At 62.9% G+C, this 16,497-nt stretch carries 17 protein-coding genes; all 17 read right to left on the bottom strand.

Going from position 1 to position 16,497, the window contains the following annotated elements; translation table 11 throughout:
- Positions 1–9: 9 nt before the first annotated feature.
- The 17 genes from flhA to ACB033_RS02285 all read right to left on the bottom strand — a co-directional run bounded on the left by flhA (position 10) and on the right by ACB033_RS02285 (position 16,436).
- Positions 10–2,112: a flagellar biosynthesis protein FlhA gene (gene flhA, locus ACB033_RS02365; RefSeq protein WP_005298806.1), complete on the bottom strand. Its 2,103-nt coding sequence runs from the start codon at positions 2,110–2,112 to the stop codon at positions 10–12.
- A gap of 107 nt (positions 2,113–2,219) precedes the next feature.
- Positions 2,220–3,350, bottom strand: a complete 1,131-nt coding sequence (flhB, locus tag ACB033_RS02360) for a flagellar biosynthesis protein FlhB (RefSeq protein WP_017766597.1) — start codon at positions 3,348–3,350, stop codon at positions 2,220–2,222.
- Positions 3,351–3,475: 125 nt separating this feature from the next.
- Positions 3,476–4,267 carry a flagellar biosynthetic protein FliR gene (fliR, locus tag ACB033_RS02355; protein ID WP_017766596.1) on the bottom strand — a complete coding sequence of 264 codons (792 nt, stop codon included), beginning with the start codon at positions 4,265–4,267 and terminating at the stop codon, positions 3,476–3,478.
- A gap of 49 nt (positions 4,268–4,316) precedes the next feature.
- Positions 4,317–4,586 carry a flagellar biosynthesis protein FliQ gene (gene fliQ / locus ACB033_RS02350; RefSeq protein ID WP_005298799.1) on the bottom strand — a complete coding sequence of 90 codons (270 nt, stop codon included), beginning with the start codon at positions 4,584–4,586 and terminating at the stop codon, positions 4,317–4,319.
- Between the two features lie 27 nt (positions 4,587–4,613).
- A complete protein-coding gene (gene fliP / locus ACB033_RS02345; protein WP_099358567.1) occupies positions 4,614–5,393 on the bottom strand; it encodes a flagellar type III secretion system pore protein FliP in 780 nt (259 codons plus the stop codon).
- Positions 5,380–5,763 carry a flagellar biosynthetic protein FliO gene (gene fliO, locus ACB033_RS02340; protein ID WP_010634624.1) on the bottom strand — a complete coding sequence of 128 codons (384 nt, stop codon included), beginning with the start codon at positions 5,761–5,763 and terminating at the stop codon, positions 5,380–5,382. Before fliO ends, fliP begins: the two co-directional genes overlap by 14 nt.
- A 112-nt stretch (positions 5,764–5,875) precedes the next feature.
- Positions 5,876–6,268, bottom strand: coding sequence for a flagellar motor switch protein FliN (gene fliN / locus ACB033_RS02335; RefSeq protein ID WP_005298791.1), 393 nt, complete (start codon positions 6,266–6,268; stop codon positions 5,876–5,878).
- A gap of 51 nt (positions 6,269–6,319) precedes the next feature.
- The gene (gene fliM, locus ACB033_RS02330) at positions 6,320–7,390 is read right to left on the bottom strand and encodes a flagellar motor switch protein FliM (protein WP_005298775.1); all 1,071 of its coding nucleotides are present in this window, start codon (positions 7,388–7,390) and stop codon (positions 6,320–6,322) included.
- A gap of 9 nt (positions 7,391–7,399) precedes the next feature.
- A complete protein-coding gene (gene fliL, locus ACB033_RS02325) occupies positions 7,400–7,918 on the bottom strand; it encodes a flagellar basal body-associated protein FliL (protein ID WP_005298773.1) in 519 nt (172 codons plus the stop codon).
- Between the two features lie 57 nt (positions 7,919–7,975).
- Positions 7,976–9,964, bottom strand: coding sequence for a flagellar hook-length control protein FliK (locus ACB033_RS02320; protein WP_371140309.1), 1,989 nt, complete (start codon positions 9,962–9,964; stop codon positions 7,976–7,978).
- 91 nt (positions 9,965–10,055) lie between these two features.
- Entirely contained in the window at positions 10,056–10,496 is a 441-nt protein-coding gene (fliJ, locus tag ACB033_RS02315) for a flagellar export protein FliJ (RefSeq protein WP_005298769.1), read from the bottom strand.
- Between the two features lie 26 nt (positions 10,497–10,522).
- Complete coding sequence (fliI, locus tag ACB033_RS02310; RefSeq protein WP_005298767.1) at positions 10,523–11,854, bottom strand: flagellar protein export ATPase FliI; 1,332 nt, start codon at positions 11,852–11,854, stop codon at positions 10,523–10,525.
- Between the two features lie 63 nt (positions 11,855–11,917).
- Complete coding sequence (gene fliH / locus ACB033_RS02305) at positions 11,918–12,724, bottom strand: flagellar assembly protein FliH (protein WP_010634627.1); 807 nt, start codon at positions 12,722–12,724, stop codon at positions 11,918–11,920.
- 64 nt (positions 12,725–12,788) lie between these two features.
- On the bottom strand, positions 12,789–13,850 hold the full coding sequence (gene fliG, locus ACB033_RS02300) for a flagellar motor switch protein FliG (RefSeq protein WP_005298762.1): 1,062 nt from the start codon (positions 13,848–13,850) through the stop codon (positions 12,789–12,791).
- Positions 13,843–15,555 carry a flagellar basal-body MS-ring/collar protein FliF gene (fliF, locus tag ACB033_RS02295; protein WP_005298761.1) on the bottom strand — a complete coding sequence of 571 codons (1,713 nt, stop codon included), beginning with the start codon at positions 15,553–15,555 and terminating at the stop codon, positions 13,843–13,845. The genes fliG and fliF overlap by 8 nt, the downstream gene beginning before the upstream one ends.
- A gap of 55 nt (positions 15,556–15,610) precedes the next feature.
- Entirely contained in the window at positions 15,611–15,928 is a 318-nt protein-coding gene (fliE, locus tag ACB033_RS02290) for a flagellar hook-basal body complex protein FliE (protein WP_005298759.1), read from the bottom strand.
- A 118-nt stretch (positions 15,929–16,046) separates the two neighbouring features.
- A complete protein-coding gene (locus ACB033_RS02285; protein WP_054545275.1) occupies positions 16,047–16,436 on the bottom strand; it encodes a hypothetical protein in 390 nt (129 codons plus the stop codon).
- Between the last annotated feature and the right edge of the window lie 61 nt (positions 16,437–16,497).

Below are 16,497 nucleotides of genomic sequence, written 5' to 3'. Positions count from 1 at the left end.
CTCCGCTAACTAGTTCTGTCCTACCGCACTGACGATGCGGATTTGCTTGTCATCAGGCACTTCCTGATAAGACAGAACGCGCAATCCAGGAATGGCATTCTTGACAAATTTCGCCAGGGTATTGCGCAGTATCCCTGATGTCAGAAGCACGGCCGGCTGGCCTTCCAGTTCTTGTCGTTGTGTGGCTTCCACCAGCGAGCGCTGCATCCGCTCCGCCAGTCCCGGCTCGATGCCGGCACCATCACCACCCCCTGCCTGCAGGGATTGATGCAATATACGTTCCAATTCAGGTGCCAAGGTGATCACCGGCAGTTCTGGATCCGGTCCGGCAATCTCCTGCACGATCAGGCGCCGCAGGGCGATACGGCAGGCGGCCGTCAGCACTTCCGGATCCTGGCTGCGCGGGGCATATTCCACCAGGGTCTGCAGGATAGTGCGCATATCGCGGATTGGCACGCCTTCATTGAGCAAATTCTGCAATACCTTCACCAGGTTACCCATGGAGATGACCTCAGGAACCAGCCCTTCCACCAGCTTGTTCTGATGCTTCCCTATCATGTCGAGCAGTTGCTGCACTTCATCGTGACCCAGCAGCAGGGCGGCATGGTTGGAGAGGATTTGGCTAAGGTGGGTGGCCACCACGGTCGCGGTATCCACCACGGTATAGCCCAGGGTCTGCGCCTGGGAGACCTGCTCCTTGGCGACCCAGACCGCCTCCAGCCCGAAGGCAGGGTCCCGGGTGGCAATCCCCTGGATCTGGCCGAACACCTGACCCGGATTGATGGCCATTTCCTTATCATGGTAAACATTGGCCTCGCCGGTACTGACCCCCATCAAGGTGATGCGATACTGGTTCGGGGCGAGATCCAGGTTGTCACGGATATGCACCGCAGGCACCAGAAAGCCCAGCTCCTGGGAGAGCTTCTTGCGCACCCCCTTGATCCGGTTGAGCAGCTCGCCGCCCTGATTGCGGTCCACCAGCGGGATGAGCTGATAACCCACCTCCAGTCCGATGATGTCCACCGGCATCACGTCGTCCCAGCTCAAGTCTTTCTGCTCGTGAGGCTGCTCCGCGTTCGCCGGCATCAGCTCGCCCTTGGCGGCCTTGGCGGCCAGCTGTTTCTCGCGGCGCAGCAGCCACCAGGCGCCGGCGGCGGCGACGCCACCCAGGCTAAGAAACGCCAGATGGGGCATGCCGGGCACGCTGCCCATCATCAGCAGGATACCGGCCGAAATGATGAGGGCTCTGGGGTTGTCGAACAGTTGACCCAGCACCGCGGTACCCATGTCCTGATCGGTATTCTGACGGGTGACGATGATGGCGGCGGCGATGGAGAGCAAGAGCGACGGGATCTGGGCGACCAGACCGTCACCTATCGCCAGCAGGGTGTAGATCTGGGCCGCTTCGCCGAAGCTCAGCTGGTGTTGCACCATGCCGATGATGAAGCCGCCCAGGATGTTGATGAAGAGGATCATGATCCCCGCCACCGCATCCCCTTTCACGAATTTCGAGGCACCATCCATGGAGCCGTAGAAGTCGGCTTCCTGGGTCACGTCCTGGCGGCGCTTCTTGGCCTCTTCCTGATTGATGAGGCCGGCGTTCAGATCCGCGTCGATGGCCATCTGTTTGCCGGGCATGGCATCCAGGGTGAAGCGTGCACTCACCTCTGAGATCCGGCCCGCACCCTTGGTGACCACCACGAAGTTGATGATCATCAGGATCATGAAGACGATGATGCCGACCGTGTAGTTGCCGCCGATCACCACGTTGCCGAAGGCCTCGATCACGTGGCCGGCCGCCGCACTGCCGTTGTGGCCTTCCAGCAACACCACCCGGGTGGAGGCGACGTTGAGGGCGAGACGCAGCAGGGTTGCTATCAGCAACACGGTCGGAAAGGCGGCGAATTCCAGCGGCCGGCGGGTGTAGACCGCCACCAGCAGCACCACGATGGAGAGGGCGATGTTGAAGGAGAAGAGGATATCCAGCATCAGCGGCGGGATGGGCAGCACCACCATGCCAAGGGAGGCCAGCACCAGCAGCGGCGTCCCCACGCCCTTGGTCAACAGCCACTTGTACTCTTTGATACGGCCCAATGATGCCTGGAGTTTCATCGTTTTTCTCAATCTCAAACCGCTGATGCCAGATTAAAGCAAACATCAAGCCAATAATGCAACGCATTGAAATGCAATGCTTTTATTTTGACTGTGTCAGAAGTTTGTCATTTGCGAAATTCGGGCGGGATGGGCAGATCCTTGGCCAGCGGGTTGGGGCGACGACCACGGCCACGGCGGAACTTCCTGAGCTGATAGACATAGGCCAGCACCTGGGCCACGGCGGCAAACAGCCCCTCCGGGATCTCGTGGCCTATCTCGGTAGCGTGGTAGATGGCGCGGGTCAGTGCCGGGGACGGCATCACAGGGATCTCGTACTCCCGGGCTATCTCCCTGATCTTCATTGCGATTTCATCGGTACCCTTGGCTACCACCTTGGGCGCGCTACCAGGTTTGGCGGAATCGTACTTGAGCGCCACCGAGTAGTGGGTCGGGTTGGTGATCACCACGTCCGCCTTGGGCACGTCCCCCATCATGCGGCGCATCGCCATCTCCATCTGCAGGCGACGGATCCGCCCTTTCACCTCGGGTTTGCCCTCGCTGTCCTTGAACTCGTCCTTGACCTCCTGCTTGGTCATCTTGAGCTGGCGCATGTGGTTCCACTGCTGGAACGGCACGTCGATGGCGACGATGGGAATGAGGGCGCAGCAGAGGATGATCAGCATCCACAGCAGCAGATCCAGCGCGTCTATGATGCCGCCCGGGTAGCCCTCGAGGGAGAGGTTGAGCAGGTGGTTGAACTGGCTGGAGAGCATCCACCAGGCGAACAGGGTGATGAACACCACCTTGGCGATGGACTTGATCAGCTCGACCAGGGACTGCACCCCGAACATCCGCTTGATGCCGTTGAGGGGGCTCAGCTTGCTCCACTTGGGCAGCATGGCCTCGGAGGAGAAGTTCATCCCCCCCATCAGCACGTTGCCGACGAAGGCCGCGATGGCCACCAGCATGAACAGCAGACCAAGAGGCTGCAGCAGTTCGCGCAGCAGGGCCGGCAGCATGGTCATCATGGCGTTGGGATCGAACGCCTGCTCCCTGTCCAGGGTAAAGCCCATGGTAAGCACTTTGACCATGGCGCCGGCCAGGCTCTCCTTGACCATCAGCAGGCCGAATACGGCCGCCAGCAGGACGCTGGCGGTGCCCAGCTCCTTGGATCGTGCAATCTGCCCTTTTTCCCGGGCTTGTTGCAGTCGTTTGCCCGTGGGTTGTTCGGTACGTTCCTGATCAGTATCAGCCATGCTGACCTCCGCACAGGTTGAGTGGGCGAGCCGGAACGCGCGCCCGCTCGCCGCCGTTCAGCATTGCGAATGCAAGGCCGCGGGCCAGCGCGGCCTGCGGCAGGTAACGGCGCCCCGCAGCCATCTTACTGGCCCCCCAGACACTGGGTGCCGATGAGGGTACAGCTGGTCTCCTGCACCCGCTCCCACATGCTGTCGAAGTGACCGAGGAAGCCACCTATGGTGAGCCAGAGGATCAGCAGGCCCGACATCATGCTGACCGCAAAGCCGATGCTGAAGATGTTGAGCTGGGGGGCGGCGCGGGTCATGACGCCAAAGGCAAAGTTGATGAGCAGCAGGGCGACGATGGCGGAGAGCGCCATCACCAGCGAGGCCTGATACATGACCCCGAGAAAACCGATCAGATCGCGGATGGAGGGCAGGCTGAGGCCGCTGTCAGACACCGGCAGGGTCTCGAAGCTCAACACCACCATGCGCAGCATGATGAGGTGGCCATCCACCGCCAGAAACACCAGGGTCGCCAGCATCAGATAGAACTGACCCACCACAGGGGCCGACTGGCCGTTCATGGGATCCACCAGGGTAGCGAACCCCAGGCTGGTCTGCATGGCGATGATCTGGCCGGCCATCACGAAGCTTTCCATCAGAAACTGGGTCATGAGGCCGAGGGCGATGCCGATGAGCAGCTGCTGCCCCAGCACCAGAAAACTGCCGACGGAGAAGAGCTCTATCCTGGGCATGGCGGGCAAGAGGGGGGCGATCATCAAGGTGAGCGCCAGCGCCAGGCTGATGCGAATGCGGGCCGGGGTCAGCCGGCTGCCGAACACTGCCATCACCATCAGCAGCCCGCTCACCCGCGCCAACGGCCAGACGATGGAAGACAACCACTCCATGATGAGAGCGGTTGTATAGGTCATGCGGGCACCTTGCCGGCCTGCGGCAGCGGCAGGCGCACGGCCTGGCTACTCATCCCACCACCTCGGGTATTTGACTCACCATCAGCATGAAGAAGTCCATCAGACTCTGCAGGCCCCAGTGGGCCCCCGCCCCCAGCGCAAACAGGGTGACGATGAGACGGGGCAGAAAGCTCAGGGTCTGTTCGTTGATGGAGGTGGCGGCCTGGAAGATGGCCACCAGCAAGCCGACGCAGAGGCTCGGCAGGATCACGGCACACACCATGATGGTGACCAGCCAGAGCGCCTCGCGAAACACGTCGATAAAGGTTTCAGGACTCATGCCATTCGCTCCTTGCGTCGTTCGCCCTTAACCACCGGCACCCAGCCCGAAGCTGTTGGCCAGGGATCCCAGAATGAGGTTCCAGCCATCCACCATGACGAACAGCATCAGCTTGAACGGCAGCGACACCAGCATGGGCGACAGCATCATCATCCCCATCGCCATCAGGATACTGGCCACCACCAGGTCTATCACCAGAAAGGGCAAAAACAGCATGAAGCCTATCTGGAAGGCGGTCTTGAGCTCGCTGGTGACGAACGCCGGGATCAGCACCCGCAGCGGCACGTCGGCGGGCTTGTCCACCTGCACGTTCGCTATCTCCATGAAGGTGTTGAGATCCTTGATCCGGGTCTGGGCCAGCATGAACTGGTGGATAGGCAGCTCGGCCCGCTCCAGCGCCTCCTTGGCCTGGATGGTTTCGGCCAGATAGGGTTGCAGCGCCTCGTTGTTGATGCGATCCAGCACCGGCGACATGATGAAGAACGACATGAAGAGGGCGATGCCGATCAACACCTGGTTGGAGGGGCTCTGCTGCAGGCCGATGGCCTGACGCAGGATGCCGAGCACTATGATGATGCGGGTGAAGGAGGTCATCATGATGACCATGGCCGGCAGGAAGGAGAGCGCCGTCATCAGCGCCAGCACCTGCAGGGTCAGGCTGTATTCCTGGCTGCCATCCGCCATGGTCTTGATGGTGACCGCCGACATGCCGTCCTGGGCCAGCGCCAGCGGCGAGCAGAGGAGCAGGAGGGATAACAGGCCGACCAGCAGCCCACCGTGCGGCCGTGAGCCGTTAGCTTTTTTCATGCTTGCCCATCAATTTGCCAAGCTGCTGGGAAAATGCCTGGGGCTGGCTCTCGTCCAGCGGCTCTTCCAGGCGGTAGAGAAAGTTGACCTGCTGCGGCGTCACCCCGAGCAGCAGTTGCTGCTCACCCACCTTGACCACCAGCAGCTTCTCCTTGTAGCCCACCGGCAGGCTGGCGATGACTCGCATCTGGCCGCCGCCCATGGCGGTGGCAATCTTGCTCTTCTTGAGCAGGAAACCGAGCACCAGAATGAGGCCAATCACCATCAGACTGGAGAGCAACCAGGAGGTGAGGCTGGGCGGATTGGCGCCCGCACCGGGTTCAGCCAGTGCGGGAAGGGATAGCAGCCACAGCGACAAGAGACGGATCATTTGAGTTTCTTGATCCTTTCAATTTGGCTGACAACGTCGGCCAACACAGAAGGGATACCGAACTTATTGGTTAGCATCCGGGCCCCCTCAAACGGTGACACTATGAGTCTGGTCATTTGAGCTTCTTGATCCTTTCGATTTGGCTGATGACGTCGGTCAACCGGATACCAAACTTGTCGTTCACCACCACCACCTCGCCGTGGGCGATCAGGGTGCCGTTGACCAGCACGTCCAGCGGCTCGCCCGCCACCCGATCCAGCTCCACCACCGAGCCCTGGTTGAGCTGCAGCAGGTTGCGGATGCTGATCTGGCTGCGGCCCACCTCCATGGCGATGGTGACCGGGATATCCAGAATGGTATCCAGCTTGCGCCGCTCCTCGGCACTGATGGGGGCATCGTCCTTGAGCTCCTCGAGAGGAGCGGGCTTGGCTTCGGCAGTCACCTGCTCTTCCAGCGCGGCAGCCCAGGCGTCCGCCATCAGATCCTCTTCCTCAGTTCCGCTCATCTTGAATTCCTTATGCTGTTTTCGTGACGGCCTGCCCAGGCAGGCCGTCGTTTATTGCTGTTGGTCTCCGATGCTGCGCTCGAGCTCTTCCAGCTCGGCCTCGCCATCGATGCGTACGCCGCCCCGGGTCACCAGATGCATCTCTGTCTTGACCCCTTCCGGGCGTTTGAGTTTGTCGGTGATCTTGAGCGCCACATTGTCCTTGGTGCGGCCCATCTTGGCGTGGAAGGTGGGCAAGTCCTCCACGAACACCAGCAGGTTCTCCGGCATCTCCACCGGGATGATGTCGCCAGGCTGCAGCTCCATCAGCTCGCGCAGGGTGAGCTCGGTCTCCAGCAACTTGGCCCGCAGCTCCACCTTGACGTCCATGATCTCGTCGCGCAGCGCCTTGCTCCAGCGCACGTCGGTGTCGCCCTTGTCGCTCTGCACGCCGGCATCCAGCAGCTCGCGGATGGGCTCCAGCATGGAGTAGGGCATGGCCACGTGGAAGTCGCCACCGCCGCCGTCCAGCTCGATGTGGAACGAACTCACCACGATCACCTCGGTGGGGCTGACGATGTTGGCCATGGCCGGGTTCACCTCGGAGTCGAGGTACTCGAAGCCCACGTCCATCACCGGCGCCCAGGCGTCCTTGTAGTCCTCGAACACCAGCTTGAGCAGCATCTGGATGATGCGTCGCTCGGTGGGGGTGAACTCGCGCCCCTCGATCTTGGCGTGGTAGCGGCCGTCACCACCGAAGAAGTTCTCCACCAGGATGAAGACCAGCCGCGCCTCCATGGTGATGAGCGCCGTCCCCTTGAGGGGGCGGAAACGTACCATGTTGAGACTGGTCGGCACGAACAGGGTGTGGACGTATTCGCCGAATTTCAGCATCTGCACGCCGTTGATGGAGACCTCGGCGGTGCGGCGCATCATGTTGAACAGGCTGATCCGCATGTGGCGGGCGAAACGCTCGTTCACCAGCTCCAGGGTCGGCATGCGACCACGGACGATGCGGTCCTGGGAAGAGAAATCAAACTGGGCGACACCGGGATCCCCCGCCGCGCCTATCTCCTCCTCTTCGACATCATCGACCCCGTGCAAGAGGGCATCAATTTCGTCCTGACTTAACAGATCGCTCACGCTTCACCCTTATTGCATGACAAAGCCGGTAAACAGCACTTGTTCGATAACGGGGGAAGAGACCAGGTCATTGAGCACCCGACGGCACTCTTCCAGTGAATCCTTGCGCAGCTTCTCCTTGCCCTCGAAGGTCATCAGCTGCTCGCTGGTGGCCGCACTGAAGACCCGCAGCAGGGTGCCTTCGATGAGGGGGATATTCTGCTTGGCCAGCGTTTCGTCGGCGGTACCGCGAACCATCAGCTGGATCTTGATCTGCACCAGCCGGTCGCGCTGACCGCCGGAGACGTTGAACACGAAGGGGCGCGGCATGCCCACGTAGAGCGAGGGCTGAGGCGCCGCCTCCTTGGGTTTGGCATCCTTGCCCTCCCCCGCGGCTTCGGCCGCCGGCTTGTCACCGCCGGCCAGCATGAACCAGGCACCGGCGCCACCGCCGCCCAGCACAATCACGGCCAGGGCGATAATCATGATCAGCTTCTTTTTCTTGCCTGCCGCCGGATCTTTCAGCGTCAGTTCGTTATCGTCTGCCATCCCTTGTCCACCCTAGTCTCAAACTTGTTCGATATCATAAACTTACTCGGGCTGGCATCAAGCATAGAAATCAATTCCGCGGTCGTTTGTCGATTCCCTCGACAAACTCATGCCGGCGCCCGTGACCTCTGCCTCAGTTTGGCCTGTTTCGGCAAAAGATCCGCTGCCTTTTTGTCCCTGCTGGCCCTGACCGGAGAAGCCCGACTGCCCCTGTGACTGCTGTTGCGGCTGTTGCTGCACCTGGGTCTGGCCAAGCTGGATGCCCTGCCCTGCCAGCATATCACGCAGCCGGGGCATGGCCTGCTCCAGCATTTCCCGGGTCTGGCCGTGCTGGACCACGAAATGCACGTTGGCCTGGTTGGAGGAGTCTATCTGGATCTGGATCTTCATCTTGCCAAGCCCGAGCGGGTCAAGCTGGATCTCCGCCTGCTGCAGCTTGTCCGCCAGCATCAGGTTCACCTTCTGGTGCAGCTGGGCCGGCGCCTCCGGGTCGGCCAGCTTGAGGTGGGGCAGATTGGCGGGATCCCGCCGCGCGGCCAGTTCGGCGGTGGCAGGCCGGTTGTCATGGCCAACCGCCTGGGGCTGGCTGTTCTGTTGTACCTGCTGGCTGTGGCTGCTATCCGGGGTGGCGGTCGTCTCACTGCTGCCCTGGCTGGTGCCGCGAGCCAGCTCTGCCGCCTTCTGTTTCAGGTCAACCTTGACCTCGCTTCTGCCTCTGGCGCTGTCGCTGCGCTCGGTGGCTTCCATCTGCTTGAGTCCGGCCGACAGGCTGGCCAGGGAGGCTTGCGGGCCCTGGGGTTCACTGCTGGCCAGCACCTGCTGCGGCGCCACCAGCACGGGTTCGCTCGGGGTGGCGGCCGGCGCCGGCGTGCTGCCGGCAGCAGGCGCTGGCTGGCTCTCCGTCTTGGCCGCCGTCGCGGGTCTGGAGTGGTCATCCCCCTCGGCAACGCCCTGCGGCTGCGCCTTTTCAGAGGTCAGGTTCGCCTCGCCATCGGCCCGGCTCATCCCCTCGGCAAACGCCCTGGCGGCGCCCGGCTGAGCGGCCACTGTGCTGTGGGTGGTCTGCAGCGGGGAAGGCCTGGCAGGCTCATCCTTGCCGGCCATGGGCGGCACCACAGGCTTGGCCCCCTTGTCGGCACCCTCCATCTGGATTTGGGCGTTCTCCTTATCCTGTCCGCTTACCGCAGCAGCGGCTGGCAACTTGCTCTGCAAGGCCGCCCGCTCGGCGGCGGAGAGCTCGCTTTTGCTCCCCTTGGCATCCTTGCCATTTTTATCGGCATGCTGGTCGGCATTGGCGCCACCGGCGCCGCTCTCCTTGCCACTGCCCTCTTTCCCGGCTTCCTGCAACTGAGCAGCCAGGGCGGCGTCATCCGTCACGACGGCATCCGGCTGCGTGGCTTTCGCATCAACCGGTGCACTTGTTTCGCCCGTGAGCAAGCTGGCAGCCTGACGGGCCAGCGCGGCGGCAGCGGTCGTCGTTCCCTGCTTGTCACCGCTGCCGGCCAGCGGCTGGGTGAGGGTGGCCGATGTCTCGGCCGACGCAGCCTGCGCGTCATCCGGCGGCAACATCTTGCCGTCCGTCTCGACCACGGGTGCGCTGGCGACCAGAGTGATGGCCGCCGGGGCGACCAGGGAGGTGTCCTGTTTGAGGGCATCCTGCAGACGCTGCAGGAAGTCGTTGGGGGCGAGGGCGGGGTCGGGATCGCTCCCCTTCTGTGGCTTGTCGTCGGCGCCAGCGGCCTCTTCGGCTTCATTCGCCAAAGATTTGGCAGCCTCGCCCTTGGCGTTCTGCAGTGGCTTGTCGCTCTCCACTGCACCGGCACGCTCCGGCCCGGCCTTGCCATCAGCGTTGGCAACATGGCCATCGGCTTTGGCATTGCCCTTGCCGGCCTGCTGCACCCGGTTCATCACCTCGGAAAAGCCGCCCTTGCCGTCGCTCTGCAGGGCTCCTTCGCTACCATCCTGACTCGCCGTCAGCACCGCACTCTTGTCGGCAGCGGCGGCTGTCGGTGCGGCGGAAGAATTGGTTAACAGTGTCTGCATCATGGTGAAGATTCCTGACGGCATTCGGCTTCGGGTTTCTCCTCAGCTCCCCGCAGGGAGTGAGGCGCACACGGGATGGCAAGAAGAAAGCAAGTTACAGGCCAGAATGGTGGAAACGGCGCAGCGTGGCGTACTCATCCAGCATCTTCTGCTCCTGGCGCTGGGCTTTAAGCTGCTCGCGCCCCGCCTGCTTGGCCAGCAGCAGCTCCACCGCCTTGCGCCGCTGCTGGGCGGCCAGCCACTCTTCACGGCGCAGCTCCAGTGCCTGGCGTACCTGCAACACCCCTTCGTACTGCTGGGTCGCCGCCTGCTCGAGCTTGTTGATGAAGGCGTGATACTGGCTGTTCTGCTGGGCACCGATCCCCTGCAGACCGCGGTCGGTCCACTGCTGGTGGTAGATCTGGCGGTACTGGTTGAGTGCATCCTGCTGCTCCAGGAAGATTTTCAGATCCTGCTGGGCCTTGGCCAGCGCCAGCGCGGCCTGCTGCTCGGCCTCCACCAGCCGCTCCGACAACATCATCAAGCCTTTACTCATGGTCACGCCTCCCCTTCATCTTCTCGTCAACGCATCAGCGGCATGGCCACCAGCTGCAGGGCCTGCAGGCCGGCATCATAGTGAATGACCTCGCGCATCCCCTGCTGCAAGAACTGATCCAGATAGGGTTTCTGGATGATGGCACGGTCGATGCGGGGGTCGGAGCCCTGGCTGTAGGCGCCGATGGTGATGAGATCCCGGTTCTGCTGGTAGAGGGAGTAGAACTGCTTGAGGGTGCGCGCCAGCTCCATGTGCTCCGGCGAGGTCACCATGGGCATGACCCGGCTGATGGACTTCTCGATGTCGATGGCCGGGTAGTGGCCGGAGTCGGCCAGCTCGCGCGACAGCACTATGTGGCCGTCGAGGATGGCCCGCGCCGCGTCGGCGATGGGATCCTGCAGATCGTCCCCCTCCGTCAGTACGGTGAAGAATGCCGTGATGGAGCCTTGGCCGTCGCTGCCGTTGCCGGCCCGCTCCACCAGTGCCGGCAATTTGGCGAACACCGAGGGCGGATAGCCCTTGGTGGCCGGCGGCTCGCCCACCGCCAGGGCGATTTCGCGCTGGGCCTGGGCGTAACGGGTGAGCGAGTCCATCAGCAGCAGCACGTTGAGCCCCTGATCGCGGAAGTACTCGGCGATGGCCAGCGCCGTTTCACACCCCTTGAGTCGCATCAGCGGCGAGGCATCGGCCGGCGCCGCCACCACCACGGCGCGCTCGCGCCCCTCCTCCCCCAGGATCTCCTCGATGAACTCCTTCACCTCGCGGCCCCGTTCGCCGATGAGCCCCACCACCACCACGTCGGCCACCGAGCCGCGGGTCATCATGCCGAGCAGCACGGATTTGCCGACGCCGGAGCCGGCGAACAGCCCCATCCGCTGGCCTTGGCCCACAGTCAGCACGGCGTTGATGGCACGCACCCCCACGTCCATCGGTTGATGGATCGGGCGGCGAGAGAGCGGATTGATGCGGTGCTGGGCAAATTGCACCGTCTGGGAAGAGAGGATGGGACCGAGCCCGTCCAGCGGCTGGCCGATGCCGTCGATGACCCGGCCCAGCAAGTTCATGCCGACCGGAATGCCATGCTCCTCGGTGATGGGCACCACCCGGGCGCCGGGAATGACCCCCTTGAGCTGTTCGCTCGGCATCAGAAACAGGCGATCGCCGGAGAAGCCGACCACTTCGGCCTCAAGCGAACCATCCTGGGTGTCGATGCGACAGAGTGCCCCGATGGCGGCGCGACAGCCGATGGCCTCCAGGGTCAAGCCCACCACCCGGGTGAGCTTGCCGGCCACCGGGGGTTTGGGGGCGATATCGCGTACCCGATACCCCTGCAACCGATTGAGTAACGAGCCGCTCATCCGGCCTCCTGAAAGCTGGTGTTGAATGCGTTGAAAAATAGACGGGGCAAGCAGGCCGGGCCGCTAGCCGCGGCCATCCTGACCGGCATTGTCCCGCAGAAAGTTGCGCAGCAGCTGGTCGATGCGCCCGGAGAGGGTCAGATCGATGCTGGAGAGCTCGGTGGCCAGTTGCAGATCGCCGGGGGAGAGGGTGGGATCGCTTTGCAGTCGCCAGTGACGCTTGGCGCACTCCTCGGCGCCAAATGCCTGCTCGACCCGGGCCAGATCGTCCGGATGCAGCATCAGGGTGACCCCCAGCTCGGCGGCGGGCAGCAGCGCCAGCCCCTGCTTGAGCGCTTCGAGCAGCAGCCTGGGCGAGGTCTCGGCTTCGTGACGAATAAGGGCGCGGGCCAGTTGCATCACCAGCGCGATGAGCTGCTGCTCCACCGCGCTGTCCAGCTCCTTGAGCGGGTTGGCGAGGCGATCGATCAGTTCCTGCCAATGGCTCATCTGCTGCTCCACCAGCTCGCGGCCGAGGGCCAGCCCCTCCTCCTTGCCCTGCTCCAGTCCGGCGGCATGGCCCTGCTGCAAACCTTCCAGCTTGCCCTCCTCGAGCCCCTTGGCGTAACCGGCTTCACGCCCCTCGGCCATCCCCTCTTCCCAGGCGGCCTGGCGAATGGCTTCCAGCTCCTCGGCGGTGATGCTGGGGGCCGGCTCCTCGGCCGGCTCTTCGACCGGCACCTCTTCCTCCTGCCGATACCAGTCCGGGGTCAATCCGAGGGCATTGGTCTCGACCTCGGCCTCGACCTCCATCTCAGGCCAGCCCCAGGTCTGAACCTGGCTCTCGTCCCCGTCGGGTCTGACATAGCCGCGCAGTTTGTTGTTGTTCATCTGGCTGCCGCACTCCTCGTCATCACGCTGCCGGGAGTGCTATGCACGTCGAAGCGAGCGTTCATCAGAGGAACTCCTCGCCGCCACCGGCACCCAGCATGATCTCGCCGGCATCCGCCAGACGGCGGGCGATGGAGAGGATCTCCTTCTGGGCGGCTTCCACTTCGGAGACCCGGATCGGCCCCATGGCCTCCAGATCGTCCGCCAGCATCTCGGCGGCCCGCTTGGACATGTTCTTGAAAATCTTCTCGCGCATCTGGTCGTCGGAGCCCTTGAGGGCTCGCTGCAGCAGATCGCCAGGCACTTCCCGCAGCATGGTCTGGATGCCGCGATCGTCCACGTCGATGAGGTTCTCGAACACGAACATCAAATCCTGGATCTGCTGGCTCATCTCCTCGTCCGACTCGCGGATGGAGTCCATCAGCTGACCCTCGATGTTGGTGTCGAGGTAGTTCATGATGTTGGCCGCCGCCTTCAGGCCGCCCATCTTGGCTGCCTGGGCACCCGCCGCACCGGCGAACTGTTTCTCCATGATGTCGTTGAGCTCTTGCAGCGCCGCCGGTTGCACCTCTTCCAGATTGGCGATACGCATCACCAGATCCAGGCGCACCTGTTCCGGGAACTGGCTCAGGATCTCGGCGGACTGCTCCGGCTCCAGATAAGAGAGGACGATGGTCTGGATCTGCGGGTGTTCGTTCTGGATGATGCTGGCCACCTGGCGGGCATCCATCCACTTGAGGGAATCGAGGCCGCGGGCGCCGGAACCCAGGATGATCTGATCCACCAGGTTGCTGGCCTTGTCCTCGCCAAGGGCGGCCACCAAGGCCTTGCGCACGAAGTCTTCGCTGCCGATACCGATGTTGGTGTACTTCTGGATGTCGTCGATGAATTGACGGTGTACCGCCGCCACCCGGTCGTGACTGAAATCCGACATGGAGGCCATCGACATGCCGAGCCGCTGCACCTGCTTGGGCTCGAGATGGCGGAAGATCTGGGCGGCGTCCTCTTCGTTGAGGCTCAGCATCAATACCGCCGCCATCTCCATGCCGCTCATCTGATCCAGGATCTGGCGCTGACTGTCGGTGATGTCATTGCCGGTGACCTGTGTCTTGTTTTCGTCAGCCATCTTTGTTCGCTACCCATTCTTTAATGACCTGTGCGGCCAGATCCGGTTCGTTCGCCACCAGGGCACGTACCGCCTTGAGCAAGTCTTCGTCACGGTGTAGATCCGGCAGTTTCAGATGGCCGTCACGTACCCCGAACACCGGCTCGGCTTCGGCCTGAGCCGCCAGCAGACTGAGCTCGTCATCCCCACCCAGCACGGTGTGGTTGTCGAAATCCAGTTCCCCTTCCGGCTTGGCATCCGGATAGAGCAGGCGCTTGAGCATGGGGCGCACCACGGTGACGATCAGCACTATGATGACCAGCACGGAGGCGGCGATGCGCACCGCGCGCCAGAACCAGGGCTGCTCGTAGAGCGGCGCCTCGGCCACGTTTTCAAGCTCGGGCCGGTTGAACGGGATGGCGACCACCTCCAGAGTATCACCACGGGTCACATCAAAGCCAAGGCCGCCGCTCAGCAGACGACGCAGGGTATCGAGTTCGGCCTGGGTGCGCGGCTCGCGGCTCACCTTGCCATCGGCGGCAGTGGCCGACTTGTAGTCCACCGCTACCGAGACGGTCATGCGGCGAATGCCACCCATCTGGCGCCGGATATGGCTGACGGTGGTATCCAGTTCGAAGTTGCGGGTCGCCTCCTTGCGGGAGCGGCCGGAAGAGGACGCGGTCGTTTCGGCGTTGGGGCCGGTCGCCTGCTGAGGAATGTTGGAGGCGGCGGGCGGCTGGTTGGAGAGGGCGCCGGGCACGCCACCGTTGCTGCCGTTGGCGCTGTTCTCTTCCATGGTCATTTCGGAGCGCACCGCCGGCAGGTCCGGGTTGTAGGTCTTGCGGGTCTGCTCCTGCTGGGAGAAGTCGAGGGAGAGGTCGACCTCCGCCGTATAATTGTCGGCGCCGAGCACCGGGATCAGGATGGCGTCAATTTTTTGTTTGTATTCCAGCTCCTGCTTCTGCTGCATCGCAAACTCCTTGCGAGTCTGGGCAGAGACGGGATCCTGGGAGCCGGAGTTGAGCAGGCGGCCGTTCTGGTCGGTCACGGTGACGCGGGTCGGCTCCAGACCGTGCACGGCGGAGGCGACCATGTCGACGATGGAGTCCACTTCCCCCTGACCGAGGGCATTGCCCTTGAGGCTCAGCACCACGGTGGCGCTGGGCTTGCGTTCGTTGCGGGCAAACACGTTGTCTTTCGGGATGGCCAGCAGCACCTGGGCCTTGGCCACGTTCTGGAACTGCTCGATGGCGCTGGCCAGCTGGCGCTCGCGGCTCAGCTTGAGCCGTTCGCTCTCCATCCGCTGGCTGACCCCGAAGCTGGAGTCCTTGAGCAGGATGTCTTCCCCGTCGGTGCTGGCGTCAGTGGCGTTGGCCAGACCGGCACGGGTCAGCGCCAGCCGGATGTTGGAGAAGTTTTCGGCATTGACCAGCACGCTCTTGCCATCCACCTGATAGGGGATCTTCTGCTGATCGAGGAAGTCGAGGGTCTTGACCAACTCCTGGGTGGTGTAGGTGCCAAGGGGACGCATGTCCGGCTCCTTGCCCCACAACAGGATGAAAACGGCGATGGCCAGACAGATGGCCAGCCCCAGGATCAGGGTGATCTGGCGCAGCACGTCCGTGTTGGAGAGGAAGCCGAGTGCCGAACTCTTCTGCTCATTCTCATCGAGGGCGGCGGTGCCCTCATCGTTCATCAGCAGTTCGCCGTTTTGATCAGTAGCCACGATTTATGTCCTTATTGCTGACATGTTCATGATGCTCAGTCGCCATGGGCCTGAGTTACACCGGCATGTTCATGATGGTCTTGTAGGCATCGACCATCTTGTTGCGCACCTGCACCGTCGCCTCGAAGGCGATGGAGGATTTTTGTCCGGCGATCATCACTTCGGACAGGTCGACCGAGTTGTCGCCCATGTCGAAACGGGTGCGCAGATCGTTGGCGGCCCCTTGCAGCTCGTTGACGTTGCCAAGGGCCTGCTGCAGCAGTTGACCAAAATCGGAGCTGACCTGACGGCCAGGCTGGGTGAGCGGCGTGGCGCCGGCTTCCACCTTGAGGGCCTGCATCTCTTGCATCAGGCTGCTTGCACTGATTTCCATATTTCATCCCCAGACAAATCATTGACACTGACAGGCTCCAAGCAATAAGAGTGCCAATTAGGGAGAAGTGGCATCGAAGCAGGGGTTGGGATGCTCGCCGGGATGATGAGCCGGCCCCTCAGGGGCGCGGCACGGCCCCCTCCCCCAGCAGCAGCCTCAGATAGCTCAGGTGGAGATCGTAGTGCTCCCCGGCGGGCAGCTTGACCAGCACCTCGTCATGCAGGTAGCCCGCGCGGCTCGCTGCCAGCTCGGGGGGAACCAGTCCTACCGCCACCAGCCTGGCGACAATGGCCTGCGCCAGAGCCATGGTCGCCTCGTCGGCACGCCCCCAGCCGAAGTGGCCCTGGTATGCCGACCCCTCGGCGCCGGGCTCGAGGGGGGAGACCAGATCCCCGCTAACCCAGAAGGCCGTGGGGATCCCCTCCTGCAGGCGCAGATAGATGCTCTGCTTGTCCCACTCCCGACGCAGGGCTCCATCCGCCCCGTCCTGTGCTGATGCTTGTGTCATGCCACTCTCCTTGTCTTGCTGACGAACCTGGCTGCGCCCATGAAAAAGAGGGCCGAAGGCC

This window comes from Aeromonas sp. S15(2024) (assembly GCF_041402265.1).
GTDB classification, from domain to species: Bacteria; Pseudomonadota; Gammaproteobacteria; order Enterobacterales; family Aeromonadaceae; genus Aeromonas; species Aeromonas dhakensis.
The sequence above is the reverse complement of the archived record's forward strand: the minus strand, read 5'-3'. Positions and strand labels throughout refer to the sequence as shown.